Below are 17580 nucleotides of genomic sequence, written 5' to 3' on the forward strand. Positions count from 1 at the left end.
GGGATCCGGGGCGACTATCAGACGTTTTGGCAGGCCGTGATCCGGGCCCTCGCGTTGTGCGGATACACGCTGATGCGGCTGCGGCTGACGGTTCAGCCGTGGGAGGCGTTGGGCGAGGTGCCGGATCCTGCCCTGGATGGTGGGATGGCTGCAGCGAAGGCGGAAGGCTGGGGGCTGCGGCAGATCGGCGCGCAGGCGGTTGCGCTCTGATCGCGTTCTGTCGGACCGTGCGCGCGGCGGCGAAGCATCACGAGGCGGGTGCCGGGATGGAGCCAGAAGCATGCCCTTCTCGACGAGAAACAGTCGCTCGGGGTGCCCGTGCCGACGCCAGATAGGAGCTCGATCCCCGGGAGGCGTAGGCCGAGGGTCGCCGACCGGGAGACCGGTGCCACGCTTTGACGGTCGAAACCGTGGTCAAGACCATCACGGGCTGCAGCGGCACGACCATGACGCCGTCGCGCGCTCCGCAACTTCTGGCGGAATATGCGCCACGCGTTCAGGCGGCAAGGATGCGTACGAGGTCGAGTTCCACGCCAGCATCCCGTGCCTGCTTCAGGGCGACTTGGTTGAGGTGGCGGCCGCAAGCGTGGAACCAGTTTCGGTCCAGAGAGTCGCCTTTCCATCGGACCCTCCAGATCGGCCACGCTCGGCAGCCATGCGGCACCCCACCCTCGCAACTCGGGCGAAGACTCATTGGATCCCCTTGTCCGTGGTCAGAGGCAATTAATGTTTAACAACAATGGCAAAGCCCGCCTTTCTTGTCAATCCATCTACACAGGTGAGTGCTAGGTTCTGTTAAACAAAAATCGAAGGGGCGTCATGGTCGGCAGGCCACGCACAGGACAGACGAAGGTCATGGGCTTCCGCCCGCCCAAGCAGCTCCGCGAGGAGTTCGAAGCGCTCGCCGCGAGCGAGAAGCGCAGCCCGTCCGACGCGCTGATCGAGGCTATGCACGACTGGATTGCAAAGAAGCGCCGCGAGCGTCAGACCGTCAAGAAGGAATAGCCGGCGCGGTTCGACTACCGGCGCACAAGAGCGAAGCAGTGGAACTGACCGAACAGGACGTCAGCCAGGTTGTGGCTGTCCACCTGGGGTGACGGCAGCAGCACCGGGGCAGCCACTGCACAACTTCGTGGGACCGGCCCCGGCTGGTTCGGGATCACGCAGCTCATCCGTTGAGCTTCCTCGAAGAGCTTCTAGGTCCTGTCTGAGATTCAGATCATGAGTTAGGTGGATCGCCTGCGTGCGGAGGCTCGGTCTTGATAGGTCATGAGTCATGGCGCGAGGCGATCTCACCGATGAGCAGTGGTCCCTGGTTGAACCCCATCTCCCGTATGCCGCGGTCGGGCCCATCCCCGACCTGCGGAAGTACTTCAACGCGGCGATGTGGCGGTTCCGCACCGGGAGTCCCTGGCGTGATCTGCCGACTGAGTTTGGGCCCTGGCAGAGTGCGTACGACCGCTTCCGGATCTGGGCGAAGCGGGGCACCTTCCAGCAGGTGATGGAAGCGATGATCGCCGAGGCCGCCGCCCGTGACCAGGTCGACATGGGTCTGGTCAGCGTGGACTCGGCAACCTCCCGTGCTCACCACCATGCCGCCGGGATGGTCCTCGATCCCGAGCAGCTGGCGGCCCTTGAGGCCGCCGCCGAAGCGGAAAAGGGGGCGGCAAGGAGGGACAACAGCCGCAGGACGGACAAGGTGACGCCCAAGGCGAAGACGAGGCGCGCACCGAGCGGCGACGGATCCGCAGACGGCGCCGGGCCCGGTTGAAAGCCGCTGCACTGGGACGTTCCCGAGGCGGACTGACCAGCAAGATCCATGTTGCGGCCGATCGCCGGTGCCGACCGCTGGTGTTCGTCCTCACCCCCGGACAGGCTGGTGACAGCCCGCAGTTCACCGCGGTCCTCAAGCGGATTAAGGTCCGCGGCCCCCGCCGGACGCCCCCGGACCCGGCCGGATGCCGTGGCCGGGGACAAGGCGTACTCCTCCCGGAAGAACCGCCGCTACCTGCGCATACGCGGGATCAAGGCGGTCATTCCGGAGAAGGCCGACCAAGCCGCGAACCGCAAGAAGCGCGGCAGCGCCGGCGGCCGACCCGTTTCCCACGACGCCGAGCTGTACAAGGACCGCAACACCGTGGAGCGCTGTATCAACCGGCTCCGCAACTGGCGTGGCATCGCGACCCGCTATGACAAAACCCCGCAGAGCTACGAAGCCGGACTCCACCTCTGCGGCGCGATGCTCTGGATTCGCAGCATCACACCGCACTCATGATCCGAATCCCAGACAGCGCCTAGCTCTGGAGCAGCCACCGCTACCCTCGTTTGTCACCAAGTTGTGCGAGGGCGTGAGCATGGTAGAGAAGGCTTGGAGCAGTGACCGCAGACTGACTGCGATCAGTCGAGCGGGCCTCTCGGTGCCGGCCAGGCAGGCGATGATCGACAAACAGCTGGCCCCCGGGCGCACGGTCCTTGACTACGGCTGTGGCCGAGGCGGCGACGTACGCGCCCTCCAGCAGCTGGACGTTCAGATCGCCGGATGGGACCCGTTCTACCAACCCGGCACCGCGCTGGAGTCAGCAGACGTTGTGCTCCTCACCTACGTACTCAACGTCATCGAAGACCCACACGAGCGACGCAATGCGTTAAAGGAAGCGTGGGACCTTGCTGGCAAAGTGCTCGTCGCTTCTGCGCGACTGACGTGGGAGAAGCCGAAGGTCAAGGGAGAGGCGTTCGGTGACGGGCTACTCACCAGTCGGCGAACATTCCAACACCTCTATGCAACAGGCGAACTACGTTCGTACGTTGAGGCCGAAACTGGCGTGCGGACGGTCTCTGCGGCACCCGGGATTGTCTACGCATTCAAAGATGAGCGGGAACGGCTTCGCTACCTTGCTCAGCGCATCATCCCCGACGCGGAGTGGCTTGCCTCCGATGACACGACTTCAGCGATCGCTGCGGTTGTGGATCATGCTGAACGGCGAGGCCGCCTACCGCGCATGGAAGAAGTCCCCCAGCCGATGGCCGAGCTACTCGGCCACCTGCGCCCAAACGAGGTCCGCCGGCTCGTTCGCGACTCCGCCAACCACGCCAAGATGCAACAGGGCTCCAAGCGGACGACGCTGAACACGCTGCTCTTTCTCGCCGTCGAACTCTTCAACGGCCGCTGCCCGTTCAGCAGCCTCCCGCTCAGCATCCAATTCGACGTCCGGGCATTCTTCGCCTCATACAAGGAGGCCTGCCAGCGATCCGATCGGCTGCTGCTCAAGCTGCGCGACGACGCATACATCCGCGGGGCCATGAACGCTTCAGCAGTCGGAAAGCTGACGCCGTCCGCGTTGTACGTACACCGCCGGGCTCTCGACCGCATGCCCACAGTGCTACGCCTCTACGAGCACTGTGCCTCGATCGCAGCCGGCCGCCCTCAAGCATGGACTCTCGCCAAGCTGCATCATCAGGGCCGGGCAGTGAGCTGGCTGGACTATCCGGACTTCGACCGCGATCCGCACCCCCGTATCCTGTCCTCCTACCAGGTGCAACTAAGAACTCTCGACACGTCCCACACTTCCTACGCCGACGCCAAGAACCGACCGCTGCTCCACCGTAAGCACGAGTTCCTCAGCCACGACGATCCGGATGCGGATCGGTACAGGCGCTTGACAGCCGCAGAGGTGAGGGCGGGGCTGTACGAGCACCCTCACCTCATCGGCACAGAGGAGGGGTGGGAAGCAGAGCTCATCCGCTGCTGCCGCGCTCTTCGAGGGCATCGGCTGGTGCGCCGACCGTCAGGTTGAAGTGTCAGACGGAGTCAGGCTGCATCCTCGCGATTCGGGCCGCCAGTTCCTCCACATCAAGGTCGACTGCTTGGCTCGGGAACCAGGACAGCCGGAGCCCATTCTCGGCCACCTCCTCGGGCAGCCCCATCGCAGTGAGAACATGGCTAGGGGTGTACGACGCGCTCGTGCACGCAGAGCCTGTCGCGACAGCTACCTGCTGCTTCAGCATGACGATGAGCGCTTCAGCGTCCACACCGTCGAAGGACAGGTTGAGGATGTGTGGAACGGCATGATCCTGGTCCCCGTTGATCCGGAATCGCGTCTTCGCGAGGGCCTCCAGAAGCCGGTAGCGGAGGCTCTCCGCGTTCCTACTCCACTCAGCATGGCCCTTCTCGAAGATCTTCGCTGCTTCAGCAAGTCCCATGATCAACGGCACCGGCAAAGTCCCCGGCCGCAGCTTACGTTCCTGACCGCCACCAAACATGATCGGCTGCAGCGGCAGCCTCTCCCAGCCCCGGCGGCGCATAACCAACATCCCCACACCCTTGGGAGCTCCGATCTTGTGGCCGCTGACGCTCATCATGTCGATCGGTGCGGTCAGATCGTGAGGGACCTTCCCGTATCCCTGCGCTGCATCCACATGCAGGTATGTCGGGGTCTCCCTCAGAAGCTCAGCAAGTTCGGCCACCGGCTGGACGACACCCGTCTCGTTGTTCACGTGCATCAGTGACACAAGGAGCGTGTCCGGACGCAGACGCTCCTTCACTGCCTCGAGAGAGACCCGACCCGACGAGCCTGGCTTGATGAATTCGACCTCGAAACCGCGAGACTGCAGGTGCTCCAGGGGCTCGATCACCGCCTTGTGCTCGATTGCCGAGGTGATGATGTGACGCCGACCACTCTGCTCTCCGTGGGGGGCAAGGCCAAGCAAGGCGATGTTGTTGCTCTCGGTTGCCCCACTGGTGAAGATCAACTCGTCTGGTTCGGCACGTACGGTGCCGGCGAGGTACTCCCGCGCCTGTTGCACCGCACGCTTCGCGCGGGTCCCGTACTCGTGCGTTCGGGACCCCGCGTTACCAAAGTCCTCAGTCATCCAGTGCATCACCACGTCGGCCACACGTGGGTCCACACGCGTCGTCGCCGCAACATCGAGATAGGTCACCACGAGTCCCACCACACCTCTGCACGCTAATTGGGCACATCCTGTACGTCATTTACCTGACGTACGATACCGTTGCGCGTGTGGGATCATCCTCTTCGCAGCTCGCTGACACCGCCACCTCCGCTGGCTTCGACTACATCTTTCCGGCCATCCGGGGCGTACAGGCGGGGCGCGAGTTCTACGTGTCCATGTGCCCCTTGCGCCTCATCCCGAAAATCTTCCTCTTCGACGAGGACGAACTGGGGCCAGAGGTTCGTGCCCAGCGCACCCTGAACAAGGGGCGCCTCCCCGCGCTTACTCGCTACATCGTTGAGAATCCGGACGACTACGTCTTCAGCGCGCTCACCGCATCCGTCGATGGAGAGATGCACTTCGAGAGCATCTCCGACTCCGGCATGGGGATGCGCGCCGGCCAGGTCCGCATCCCCATGGCCGCTCGCTTCTTGATCAACGACGGGCAGCATCGGCGCGCAGCCATCGAGCAGGCGCTGAAGGAGAATCCCGACCTCGGCGAGGAGACGATCGCCGTCGTGTTCTTCCATGACGCTGGACTCGCCCGCTGCCAGCAAATGTTCGCGGACCTCAACCGGCATGCCGTGCGTCCACAGCGTTCAATTGGCGTTCTGTACGACCACCGCGATGAACTAGCCATCATGACCCGTTTCTTGGCCATGACGTCCCCAGTCTTCAAGGGGCACATCGACTTGGAAAACAGCAACCTCGCTCAACGTTCACGCAGGCTCTTCACTCTCAGCGCCCTCTGCTCTGCCACCCAGTCGCTTCTCCAGGGACTGGACGTCGAGAAGGACAAGGCCCAACAGCTGGCCGAAAAATACTGGGAGGCAGTCGACGCAGTCGTGCCCGAGTGGGGGATGGTGCGGCGCCGCGAGCTCGTAGCTCGGGAGGCACGCAAGGACTATATCCACAGCCACGGGATCGCCTTGCATGCCCTCGGGCGGATCGGTAATTCACTCCTGCGCAACTCCGACTCTCCCAAGGTGTGGCAATCGAAGCTGAAGCCCTTGACTTCGGTTGACTGGTCACGCACAAACCCGGACTGGGAAGGTCGCGCGATGATCGGCGGTCGCGTGTCGAAGAGCCATCAGAACTTGACCCTGACTGTGAACTACCTGCGTCATCACATGAAGCTCGAGCTCAGTCCGGAAGAGCAGCGTGTAGAGGACGCATACCTGCAAGGAGTTTCATGAGCACCCCAAAGCCGACGGCGCCCTTCCAGGGCAAGGTCCTCGCTGAAGTGGTCAGTGAACTCACGGCAGAAATCCGTGAGCTCTATACAGCTGACGAAGTGCCTTGGGTCATCGGTTACAGCGGTGGCAAGGACTCCACTGCCGTGCTGCAACTCGTCTGGCTGGCCCTTCAGGGGCTGCCGGCTGAGCAGCGCACCAAACCAGTGCATGTGATCAGCACGGACACACTTGTCGAAAATCCCGTCGTGGCTGCCTGGGTCACTCAGTCTCTCGACACCATGGGGAAGGCTGCGTCGGAGCAGCAGCTCCCCATCGAGCCGCACCGACTGATTCCGGAGGTCAAGGACACCTTCTGGGTAAATCTCATCGGCCGCGGTTACCCAGCCCCTCGCCCCAAGTTCCGTTGGTGCACAGAGCGATTGAAAATCAAGCCGTCGAATGCGTTCATCCGCCGCGTCGTACGGCGTCACGGGGAGGCGATCCTCGTTCTCGGTATTCGAAAGACGGAGAGCCAGGCACGCGCCCGGTCAATGGAGAAGCACGAGAAGCGCCGGGTTCGGGACCGCCTCTCGCCCAACGGGAACCTGCCGAACTCACTCGTCTACAGCCCCATCGAAGCGTGGGGTACTGATGAGGTGTGGATGTTCCTGATGCAGTACTCCAACGCGTGGGGACATCGGAACAAGGATCTACTGACCATGTACCAGGGTGCCTCTGAGGACTCCGAGTGCCCTCTGGTTGTGGACGACACCACCCCTACCTGCGGTGACAGCCGCTTCGGGTGCTGGACCTGCACTCTCGTGGACAAGGACAAGTCCATGACTGCCATGATCCGCAACGACGAGGAGAAGGAGTGGATGCGGCCCCTGCTCGATCTCCGCAATGAGCTCGACGATGTGTCCAAGGAACGGGAGACCAGGGACTTCCGCCGTATGAACGGTAGTGTCCAGCTCTTCAACGACGGCGTCATCCACGGGCCCTACACGCAAGAAGCGCGACAGACATGGCTCAGGAAGCTTCTTGAAGCGCAGACTCTCGTGAGGCGGATCGCCCCAGAGAGCGTACGTGGCATCGAGTTGATCACGATGGAGGAGCTGCACGAGATCCGCCGCATCTGGGTCTTCGACAAGCACGAGGTCGAGGACACGTTGCCAGCAATCTATGAGAAGGCCACGGGTGAGACGTTCCCGGGGCGGCCCCTCGATGAGCAGCTTGTCCTTGGGGCGGAGGAGATTGACCTCCTCAAGGAAGTATGCGATGGCGACGATATCCACTTCACGATGACTCGTGAACTTCTCGCGGTCGAGCGGCAGCATCGAACGATGACTCGACGCTCGGGACTGTTCAAGGAGCTGGAGAAGACCATCAAGAAGGGCTTCTACGAGAACGAGGATGATGCCCTGGCGTTCGCGAAGCGTAAGCGGGAGATGCGTGAGACCGCCCCGACCTATCTGACGCTGAACGAAGAGATTACTGATGCACCTTCATAACATCGAACTCCGCGACTTTGGCGCCTACCGCGGCAAGCAGTCCCTTGATCTGAGAGTTCAACCGGGGCGGCCGATCATCCTGATCGGTGGCCTCAACGGATGCGGCAAGACGACCTTGCTCGACGCCATCCAGCTGGTTCTCTATGGTCCGAGGGCACGCTGCAGCGGTCGGGGGAGTCGCTCATACGACTCCTACCTGCGCGAAAGCATCAATCGTAAGGCGGACGCTGCCGAGGGCTCGGAGATCGCTCTGGAGTTCTCCGTGGTCGTGGATGGCCACGAGAGGCATTACCGCGTAGTCAGGAGCTGGCGTCTGAGCGGCAAGCAGCTCAAGGAGCACTTGAACGTCCTTGTCGACGGCCAGTATGACCGGATTCTCAGCGATGGCTGGCCGGATCACGTCGAGGACATCCTCCCGCTAGAGGTGGCCTCACTTTTCTTCTTTGACGGGGAAAAGGTTGAGTCTCTCGCGGACCCCGAGCGTGCAGCCGCCGTGATCGAGTCCGCAGTCCATTCCCTCCTGGGCGTGAACACGGTTGAGCAACTCCGCACTGATCTCCTGGCGCTACAGCGCCGACAGCGGTTGTCCAACGAGGACCAGGCCCTCATCGACCAGATCCGAGCCCAGGAAGCCGAGCACGAAGCGGCGACGGTGTACGTCGCGGACCTCACTCAGACGCTCGGCAGCACACGGTCCAGGTGCGATCGCCTGCAGGTTCGCCTTAACAAGGTAGAGAAGTCATTCATGCGGGCAGGCGGGAAGCTCTTCGAGCGGCAGAAGGAGCTGGAAGGTGATCGAGCAGCCGTGGCCGATCGCCTCACGTCAGAGCGCCAGGCCCTGCGCTCTCTTGCTCAAGGTCCTCTTCCTCTCCTCATGCTCCCGCAGCAGCTTGCCACGCTCCGGGACCAGGCAGAGCGCGAGAAGGAAGCTGACGATGCCACCCGAGTCGTCGGCGTTCTAGAAGAGCGCGATGCCTGGCTCCTTGACCAACTTCCTGCGTCCGTTCCGGCTGCTGCCCGCACGGCCTTGAAGCGGAAAATGACCGCTGACCGCAACAAGCGCGAGAGTTCAGCCGAGCTCAAGCACAGCCTTGACCTGCCCCCGGACATGCTCCAGCAACTCTCGGCGCTGAATGAAGCACTCACCCGAGACGCGTCCCGCGCGCGAGAGCTCCTCAGAGAGTCTGCAGGCACAGCCGATCAGCTTGACACCGCCGATCGCCTCCTAGCGAGTATTCCAGACCAGGGGCTCATCAAGGACCTTGTCGAAGAGCGCAGCGAGGCCATGGATGCGCTCGCAGTAGCCAAGGATGAACTCAGGCGCGGTGAAGAACAGTTGGCGGAGGCGAGGGGCCGACGCGATCGGATTGCCGCCGACCTGGAACGAGCACAGCAGAAGCGGATTAAGACGCTGATCGAGGTCGAGGAGCTGGAGCGCATCGTGACCTATGCCGACAAGGCACGGGACACACTGGAGAAGTTTGGCGCTGCTCTGCTGCGGCGGCACATCAGCCGTCTGGAAGTTGCCGTCCTTCAGAGCTTCAAGGCATTGATGCGCAAGACTGGCCTCATCCACGACCTGCGGATCGACACGGATAAGTTCAACCTCACTCTTGCGGACTCGGACGGAGAGGCCATCGACCCCGCACGACTCAGCGCCGGCGAGCGGCAGCTACTGGCCATCTCTCTGCTCTGGGGTCTGGCCAAGGTTGCCGGTAACCGGCTGCCGAGTGTGATCGACACGCCCCTGGGCCGCCTCGACAGCCGACACCGTCAACATCTGGTTGATCGCTACTTCCCCAACGCTGGACGGCAGGTACTCCTGCTGTCCACAGACGAAGAGATCGATGAGAAGCTTCTGGCTCGATTGAAGCCGTCCCTCGCGCACACCTACACCCTTGTTCACGACGACACGACGTTCACCACCACCGTTGAGCCTGGATACTGGTGGACAGCAGGAGTCCCGCATGCCGCTTGAGACGGTTCGCCTTTCACAAACGGCGAAAGAGCAGCTCATCTGGCTGAAGCGCAACACTGGTCTGACCCAGTGGAATGAGCTGTGCAGGTGGGCACTTGCCCTGTCACTACGCGACTCATCCACACCACTGGTCAAGGAAGTCACCACCGACTCCAACGTCGAGATGTCGTGGAAGACGTTCTCCAGTCCCTATGGAGACATCTACCTCGCTCTCCTCAAGCAGCGGTGCCTGATGGACGGTGAAGAGCTGACGGACGAGGCGATCTCCAGGACGCTCACAGTCCACCTTCACCGCGGTGTCGGCTTCCTGGCCGGCCGTAGCGATCTGCGTTCCATCGAGCAGCTCGTCTCCACGGCCACAGGGTAGCCGCCTAGCATGCATGCACGAGGGCCCGCTCTTCCTCCTCGGAAGAGCGGGCGGCCCTCGTGCATGCATGCTAGGAACTCCGCCAAAATCCGGCGGCTCCCACCAACTCAGATCTGCGATCAGCCCTGGCTGTAGCACCTCGCGACAGGGTGAAGAAAACTCCCCAGGCCGCTGCAACAACGAGGACTGCCACCCGACCATTACAGGTGAGGCGCCGTCACATGCCGTTCGTGAAGCGTGGGTTCGCCCCGCGCTCGCCGGCGTCGTCGAGTATCCTCACAGGACAACCGCACAAGCACTGCTTCACCTTCGGACGCGAGCCACCGTATGGGGCTCGCCGCCAGACAAGACGGAGCGAACATGATCAGCCACCCCGTCGAGGGGGCCGTTATTGCGCTGCAACTCCGCGCCCTCGGCACCCGCGATGCCTATCAGCTCGACAGGATCGACCGCGCACTCGACGAACTTCTGCGCAACCCCTCTGACGAGTCCACGCCTGCGGAGTACCGCGTACGGTCAGCCATGGGTCATGCTTACGAAACGTTGGAGCGCCGCAAGGCCATCACCCCCTGCGTCGCCCTCGAAGGGGACTACTCCGAACATGGAGTCGTGGACCAGGGCTATCCAGTCGTCGAGTTCCGTGAGTGGCTCCGCATGGAGCCTGGCATCTCACCAGCCCACCGCGCCGTCCTCCAGGCACTCGCGCAGGGAGATGACGCCGAGATCCTGGCCACTCGACAGGGGCTGCCAGTGACGCGCATGCGGGAGAGAATCAGTCGTGCACGAAAGAGCGCCCGTCAGCTCTGGACCGCATCGGCGGGAGTAGCGTGAGGGCCCGACTCGTGCGTATGAGCCCCTGGCTCATACGGTCGCTCATCCCGGCCCGCGTAGTCGGCACCTACGTGCTCTACACGGCCACGGGTGTGCCCCGCTATGTCGGGCGCAGTGACACAGACATCCGGCGGCGCCTGCTTCGGCACTGCACCGATCGGACCGGGGCCTACTTCACCTACGACGTGCACCACAACCCCGCGAATGCCTTCGAGGTGGAGTGCGCTCTATTTCATTCACTCTCACCCCAACTGGCAAACCGCATCCATCCGGATCGCCCCAACTTTCATGAGACCGCTTGTCTCTTCTGCCTACCCACACGACGAGCAGCACAGAACTTTCGGTGTCTGCCCGAGAATGCCATCCTGAGGAATGAGGCCGCACGATGACGAATCCCATTTTCCTGGCGCCCGACAATCAGCGTGCCAACATCATCCAAATTGACCGCGCCCTGGAATCAATGCGCGATGCTGGCTTCGACCTCACGGCGGCTATCGGCGAACCGCTAGATAACTCGATCCAGGCCGAGGCAACACTGATGCGGGTTCTCCCGCTCTACGGGCCGAAAAAGAAGTCGATCCACAGCTTCATCATCGCTGACAACGGCGTGGGAATCGATCCGTCGATCATGCACAATGTCCTGTCAATGGGCTACAGCGCCCGCTACAACCAGCGGGATGGTCTAGGTCGCTTCGGGATGGGCCTCAAGCTCGCCGGGCTCAGCCTGGGTGAACGCATCGACGTCTACAGCAAACGTGCCGGCGACCCCCAGATCCATCACAGTTACATTGACCTTGAGGAGGTACGCGCCGGCAAGCAGCAGTACATTGCAACCCAGGAGGTCTCGGACTGGCCCGAAGAAGCAGGCAAGCTCATGGTCGGCCGGGATGGACGGCCGCTGGCCTCTGGCACTGTGGTCATTTTCGGCAAAGTCGACCGCCTGCAGAGCGGAGGAACCTACGGAACTTCCCTGGATGAGAAGCTCTCGGACCTGCGTAAGTTCATCGCGCGCGCCTATCGCACCTACATCGACACGGGACGCACTTTCGAGCTTGAGAACAAGGTAGTCACATTGCACGACCCGCTGTTCCTCCGGGACAACCCTCGTATCATTTCCAGGTACAAGTCTCAGAAGCTTGACCCTCGTGGCCATCTTATCGAGGAAGGCGACTTGGACGTCGAGGGTCACAAAGTACATGTTGCCGTCGCGCTGGTTCCGGCAGAATTCCGCCCCTGGAAAGGCGCTGGTGGCGAATGCGACCACCGAGGCGAGGATATCCGAGAGTTCCAGATCAACGCCGAAAATGCGGCTAGGGTCAGCATTCTGCGCAATGGTCGGGAAATTTACTACGACGTCGTTCCGCGGCTTCTCGACTCAGTAAGCCGTAACGACAAGGTTGGCCGATACATCGGTATCGAGGTGACCTTCCCGGCCGACCTGGACGACTACTTCCAAGTGCGAAACGTCAAGCGTGGTGCCGAGCCTGTGACGAAGCTTCGCAACCAACTGCACGACTGGCTCAAACGCCCGATGTCTCAAGCTCGCATGCAGATTCGCCAGTACTGGGGAGACGTTGAAGCTCGCGAGCGCCTCAGCAAGGGCGAGCACAGCAGCAGCATGGCCGTAGCAGAGCGCACGGATCCCAGCCTCCCCCGGGGTCTTGCAGGCCGGGACGTCACGGCAGAGCAGGAAGAGGAGGTTGTCCAGCACGCGGCGGAAGACATGGGTCTGAGCCCCGAGACAGACGCGACCAAGATCGCTGAGCTCCGAGAGCAGATCCGTACCAAGCCCATCACACTGCTTGACGGTAGCTGGCCCGGTAAGGAGTTCCTTGAGGTCCATCACCTCAACGGCAAGTCGGTTGTGAAGTTCAACCACCGGCATTCGTTCTTCCGCGATGTGTATGGACCGCTCAAGAAGATCGCCGACGATGGCGCCGAGGGCATGAGTCCGGAGGACGTCCTCGACCTGGCACGCCGAGCCGAGGCTGCGATCGACCTCCTGTTCATGGGCTACGCGCGTGCCGAAGCCCAGCACCCTAGCCCCGACGAGCAGTACAGCGAACTGCGCACCTACTGGGGCATGTTCACCGGTGCCATGCTCAAGGAAGAGCTGAAGGACGAGTGATTTGCGGTTCGCGCCGGGGCGCAGTTCCCCGGCGCGGTCGCGCTAAATCAAGCCGCTGTGGCTCGTTTTGCCAGCCGCAACAGCATCAATTGCTGTATCGAGCCCCATAAGAACCTCGTGACCTGCAAGATGTCGTCAGAAGACTTGACGTCACCCCATCGCGATCGGGCAGCCGAAGCTGCCGACGCGCAACTGGTACAGCGTAGGAAGGCAGTGAAGAATGTTCGGCTCGGGTAGCAGGCTCACGTTCCGTGATTACGTGCAGGGGACGTGGGGCAGCTTCGACACTCCTGCGGGACGAGTCGACTACATCATGACGAAGGCGCGTCTCGGCGGTGAAGCAGACACGCCAGAGCGTCAACTCACCAAGAGCCTCGCTCCCGTCCGCGAAGTCATGGACGCCGGCGACCTGGACTTCAACCAGCTTCTCCAGCGCGACCTCGACGATCACCGCGTGGCGGTTAACCTGATCCCCTACCTGCTCAAACCTCAGACGACAGGCCCCGCCTTCTTCCCTCCGATCGTGGCCGTTCTGCTTCCCTTCCGTAGCAAACGACCCACCTCCTTCCCAGCGCTCGGGGAGCTGGCGTCTGTCAATGCCGACGAGGCCAGCTGGCAGGAGCAACGTGCAGGCAGCGCCTTCCAAGTCCATCGCCTACTCGCCTCCGACGGACAGCCGCACGGTGCGAACGTGGGCAAACTATGGTGGAACCGTTCTGAGTCGAGCCTGGTTGTCCTTGACGGCCAGCACCGCGCAATGGCTCTCCTTGCAATTGAGCGCACTCTGACCAACTCATGGCAGGACACGTCTGCGGTCAAATACCGCTCCTTCTACGAGCATCAGGTCCGGCGAGTGCTGGAGCAGCACGGCGCCGGTGAGCCCGACCTCTCGAAGGTGGAGGTCCCGGTCACCGTGTGCTGGTTCCCGGAGCAGACCGGAGAAGGTTCCCGGCCTCACGAAGCTGCCCGAAAGCTCTTTGTTGACGTCAACAAGGAGGCCCGGCCCCCTAGCGAGTCCCGCATCATCTTGCTCTCAGATGCTGAACTCTCCAATGTTCTTACTCGGAGCATGCTCAGCGAGCTTCGAAGCCGCAGCGACGAATCTTACCTTCCCCTTTACGCCGTGGAGTACGACAACCCCGAAGTCAACAGCCACAGGCCTGCGCGGTGGTCGGTCCTTACAAACATCAACCTTCTCAAGATGGCCGTGAACCGCTGCATCTTCGGTCCCTCGAAGTACCTCACCAACGTCGCACAAGGCATCTCGGGGAAAGAGAGCGAACTGCAGCGCGATGAGTTCATGCGCAACCAGCTCGACCTCGCAACCCTTTTCGAAAGGTACTTCGAGGACGGCGGCATTCCCTTCGATCGGGACACTCTCGGGGACAAACAGTTCCCTCTCGGTAGGATGGAGGCAATCAGCGCACGATTCAAGGAGACGTGGGGCAGGGCAATCCTGACACTGCTCTCTAAGACCACGCCCTATGCAGCACATGCCAGTGCCTTGACCAAGCTCAAGGACGACTGGCATGTCGCCGATACCTTTGCGGCGCTGGCTCACGATGCTCTGTTTGGTGGCGTGGGAGTTTTCTGGACGCTCCGAGACAGCCACGATCACTACCTGGAGCACAGAGATAACACTGAGCGCCGGCTACCCAAATCGGACGTCATCCGGGCCTGGGAGGCACTCAAGGGGAAAGAGGAAGACTTCGATCAATACCGTGCTCAGGAGTATCTGGCGTCGACTCGCCCTGAACGCGTCAAGCGTTGCAAGGATGCCTACAACGTGCTCAACACCCACGCGTGCCAACTCGGGCTTGTTATGACGATGGGCTCACTGTGGGAAATGCGGAAATCGCAGCCGGGCGGCGTGGATCTACAGGATCTTCCAGCCTTCGCTGAATCTCTCGTAGACGCCTGGAACTCATTCTTCCAAATCGAGCACAGCCGCGCACGTGACCGAAAAGCCGCCTTCAACAAGACCGGCATCACAAACCCGATCAATCAGATCGGGAACATGGAGTCAGCTCAGGCTGTCTACTTTCGCTATTTCTGGATGCAGGCGTTGGCGGTTTCCACGGCATGGTCGCACGTGGCCTCGTGGGTACCGGACCGTGGCGAGTTCGACAGGAAGCTCGGCGAGGCCCGGCGCATGTACCTGGATCTATGCATTAAGCAGCAGCTCAGAGCCCTGAAGACGAACCAACCGACAGCGAAGGATGAAGATCTCCGCCCTGTTGCGGAGAAACACGCGAATACTGCACTGAAGAAGGCTCTCAAGGACTGGTTTTCCGTGTCGGACAACGACTTCGATGCCTGGCTCAGCCAGCCGATCCGCCGCAGTAAACAGGGGGAACTTAGCCTCGATGACGCGGTAGCTGGATCGTAGCGGACCTCTACGAAACCGGAGAAAACACAGGTGCGGTGGTTTACGATCGGCGCTGTTCTGCCGGGGCGGTGATCACGGCATCTACGCTGATCTCCGGGATACTGGTGCACCGCTGCTGGGTTACCGTCGATGCTGTCGACCAGTCAAAGGTATGAGCATAGGTCACTACGAAACTCATAGCGGCCACTGGCACTTTCGCCCCGGCCACGGAATATTCGCGGGCCGCCGTCGATTGTCTCTCCTGTAGTGATCGCGGGAGGGGATGTCGGTGATTGACCTAAAGTTGTTTCGGCTGGATGCCGCTGGCCGGGACATCGAGCTTCGGAGTTCAACGGTGGCCCTGGAGGTGGAGCTGCAACGCCGCGTCGAGACTGGGATGGAGTCCATGCTCGGGATCCGCTTCCTGGCTTCGGAGTACCCGACGGGACCGTGGCACCGGGGGCGGATCGACACGTTGGGGTTGGACGAGAACGGCGCCCCGGTGGTGATCGAGATGAAGAAGGGCTCCGACAGCGGGGTGCTGTCGCAGGCCGTGTCGTACCTGTCCTGGCTGGAGTCGGCGCACCACGAGTTCGAGGCGCTCGTGCGGAAGGTGCTGGGCGCGGAGGCTGCCGGGTCGATCGACTGGCGTCGACCGCGGATGGTCTGCATCGCGGCTAGCTTCTCCCACCACGACCGTGTGGCCGTGCAGCGACTGCCCGAGCGGATCGATCTGGTGCGCTACCGGATCTTCGAGGGCGGCCTGCTGAGCTTGCTGCTCGTCGACTCCTCGCCCGGCTTCCCGACCGCCGCTTCCTCCCGGCGAACTCGGGTGCGGGAGACCACGGTCGACGTCGCGGCGGCGGTCCCTGTGGCTCCTTCGCCGACGGATGCCGGCCTGGTACCGCAGTGCCTGCGGGACCTGTACGCGGAGGTGGACGACGCGCTCACGGCATGGGGCGAGGTCGAGGTGGCACCGCTGCGCCACTACATCGCCTACCGGCGGCTGGTGAACGTAGCAACGGTGATCTTCCGCCCCAAGCACGAGGCGATCCTGGTCTATCTCAGACTCGACCCGGACACGGTCGAGTTGGAGGAGGGCTACACCCGGGACATGCGCGGCATCGGGCACCTCGGGACCGGGGACCTGGAGGTACGCCTCGCTTCGGCAGCCGACCTGGAGAAGGCGGCCCCCGTTGATCCGGCGGGCCTTCGAGGCGGCTTGACGCAAACAGAAGGGCGGCTGGAGCATCGGTTACTCGATACTCCAGCCGCCCTTTGGCGTCTGCGGGGCGCGGACCCCGGGCTCCCCGCTCTCATGCTCACACCTCCGGACCGGCCAGCTCGAAGTCGTCCTTCGTCAGTTCGGCGCGCAGCCGCTCCTCGGCGACATCGGCGTAGTGCGCGGACAGCTCGACGCCCACGAAACGGCGTCCCTCGCGCAGGGCCGCGACCCCCGTGGAGCCGCTGCCGGTGAACGGATCGAGCACGGTGCCGCCCTCGGGGCAGACCTGGACGAGCTGCTGCATCACCTCGACCGGCTTCTGGGTGATGTGGACACGGCCCTTGCGGGGCTGGGAGGCGATGTAGTGCCCCGGCAGGTAGAGGTCGCGGGTGTTGTCGAGGGAGCCCTTGACGCCCCAGACGATGAACTCCGAGTCCTGCTTCGGCCCGCCCTTGCGGGGCCGGCTGGAGGGCTTGATCCACGGGATGGTGCCACTCCAGGTCCACCCGGCCATCTGCAGGGCGTCCGAGGTGGTCGGTTCCTGGCGCCAGTCGGTGAAGACCATGGCGACCGCGTGCTCGGTCGAGGCCCGGTACGCCTCGGTGAGCAGTTCGGTCAGCCAGGATCGGTAGGAACGCTGGTCGCGGTTCTCTCCGGGGAAGTTCTGCAGGTCGTGCGCACTGTTGCTGGTGACGTACTTGGCTCGCGCGGTGCGACCCGTGCGGTCCGAGCTGGTACGTCCGCCGGAGTTGTACGGCGGGTCTGTGATGACGGCGTTGACGCTCTCGTCCGGGAGGGTCTTCAGCACGGTGAGGGCATCGCCTCGGTGCAGCGTGTAGCTCATGTGCGGGGCCTCTTTCAGGGCACGGTGGGACTGAACCCGCTCCGGACGTCGCTCAACAGCGGTCGTTTCGAGCGGGGTTGCGCCGGACGTTAACCGCGAATTCCGGCCGCACCTAACGAGCCGTGTCTCTGTCCGGGGCCGGGCCCGAGAGCCGTTTGGTGCGGCCGGATTCCCGGTCTACTGTCTCGCCATGTCACCGGGGC

12 protein-coding genes and 2 pseudogenes are annotated in these 17580 nt (G+C 62.7%); 12 read left to right on the top strand and 2 right to left on the bottom strand.

Annotated features, from left to right (window positions below):
* Positions 1 to 36: 36 nt before the first annotated feature.
* The 4 genes and pseudogenes from M2266_RS15905 (at position 37) to M2266_RS15920 (ending at position 3794) form a co-directional block, all read left to right on the top strand.
* Complete coding sequence (locus tag M2266_RS15905; protein WP_277438792.1) at positions 37 to 210, top strand: hypothetical protein; 174 nt, start codon at positions 37 to 39, stop codon at positions 208 to 210.
* A gap of 609 nt (positions 211 to 819) precedes the next feature.
* Positions 820 to 1005, top strand: a complete 186-nt coding sequence (locus tag M2266_RS15910; protein WP_277438793.1) for a hypothetical protein — start codon at positions 820 to 822, stop codon at positions 1003 to 1005.
* A 271-nt stretch (positions 1006 to 1276) separates the two neighbouring features.
* Positions 1277 to 2275 (top strand): annotated as a pseudogene (locus M2266_RS15915) (IS5 family transposase).
* 79 nt (positions 2276 to 2354) lie between these two features.
* The gene (locus M2266_RS15920; RefSeq protein ID WP_277441229.1) at positions 2355 to 3794 is read left to right on the top strand and encodes a DNA phosphorothioation-associated putative methyltransferase; all 1440 of its coding nucleotides are present in this window, start codon (positions 2355 to 2357) and stop codon (positions 3792 to 3794) included.
* Between the two features lie 4 nt (positions 3795 to 3798).
* Here M2266_RS15920 and dndA read toward each other — a convergent pair whose 3' ends face one another.
* Positions 3799 to 4941 carry a cysteine desulfurase DndA gene (dndA, locus tag M2266_RS15925; RefSeq protein WP_277438794.1) on the bottom strand — a complete coding sequence of 381 codons (1143 nt, stop codon included), beginning with the start codon at positions 4939 to 4941 and terminating at the stop codon, positions 3799 to 3801.
* Positions 4942 to 5018: 77 nt separating this feature from the next.
* Between dndA and dndB the strand changes: the two genes are divergently transcribed.
* From dndB to M2266_RS15965, 8 genes and pseudogenes are all read left to right on the top strand, one after another.
* Positions 5019 to 6146: a DNA sulfur modification protein DndB gene (dndB, locus tag M2266_RS15930; protein WP_277438795.1), complete on the top strand. Its 1128-nt coding sequence runs from the start codon at positions 5019 to 5021 to the stop codon at positions 6144 to 6146.
* Positions 6143 to 7636, top strand: coding sequence for a DNA phosphorothioation system sulfurtransferase DndC (gene dndC, locus M2266_RS15935; protein ID WP_266805340.1), 1494 nt, complete (start codon positions 6143 to 6145; stop codon positions 7634 to 7636). The genes dndB and dndC overlap by 4 nt, the downstream gene beginning before the upstream one ends.
* On the top strand, positions 7623 to 9614 hold the full coding sequence (gene dndD, locus M2266_RS15940) for a DNA sulfur modification protein DndD (RefSeq protein ID WP_277438796.1): 1992 nt from the start codon (positions 7623 to 7625) through the stop codon (positions 9612 to 9614). Before dndC ends, dndD begins: the two co-directional genes overlap by 14 nt.
* Entirely contained in the window at positions 9604 to 9981 is a 378-nt protein-coding gene (gene dndE, locus M2266_RS15945; protein WP_266805336.1) for a DNA sulfur modification protein DndE, read from the top strand. The genes dndD and dndE overlap by 11 nt, the downstream gene beginning before the upstream one ends.
* A gap of 360 nt (positions 9982 to 10341) precedes the next feature.
* A complete protein-coding gene (locus M2266_RS15950; protein WP_277438797.1) occupies positions 10342 to 10812 on the top strand; it encodes a hypothetical protein in 471 nt (156 codons plus the stop codon).
* A 385-nt stretch (positions 10813 to 11197) separates the two neighbouring features.
* Positions 11198 to 12940: an ATP-binding protein gene (locus M2266_RS15955; protein WP_277438798.1), complete on the top strand. Its 1743-nt coding sequence runs from the start codon at positions 11198 to 11200 to the stop codon at positions 12938 to 12940.
* Positions 12941 to 13160: 220 nt separating this feature from the next.
* Positions 13161 to 15329: a DNA sulfur modification protein DndB gene (locus M2266_RS15960; protein WP_277438799.1), complete on the top strand. Its 2169-nt coding sequence runs from the start codon at positions 13161 to 13163 to the stop codon at positions 15327 to 15329.
* A gap of 640 nt (positions 15330 to 15969) precedes the next feature.
* Positions 15970 to 16428: pseudogene (locus M2266_RS15965) on the top strand (hypothetical protein); the annotation flags it as partial.
* 202 nt (positions 16429 to 16630) lie between these two features.
* Here the strand turns inward: M2266_RS15965 and M2266_RS15970 are convergent.
* Complete coding sequence (locus tag M2266_RS15970; RefSeq protein ID WP_277438800.1) at positions 16631 to 17377, bottom strand: site-specific DNA-methyltransferase; 747 nt, start codon at positions 17375 to 17377, stop codon at positions 16631 to 16633.
* Positions 17378 to 17580: the final 203 nt, after the last annotated feature.

The sequence above is a fragment of the Streptomyces sp. SPB162 genome (genome assembly GCF_029504575.1).
Classification (GTDB): domain Bacteria; phylum Actinomycetota; class Actinomycetes; order Streptomycetales; family Streptomycetaceae; genus Actinacidiphila.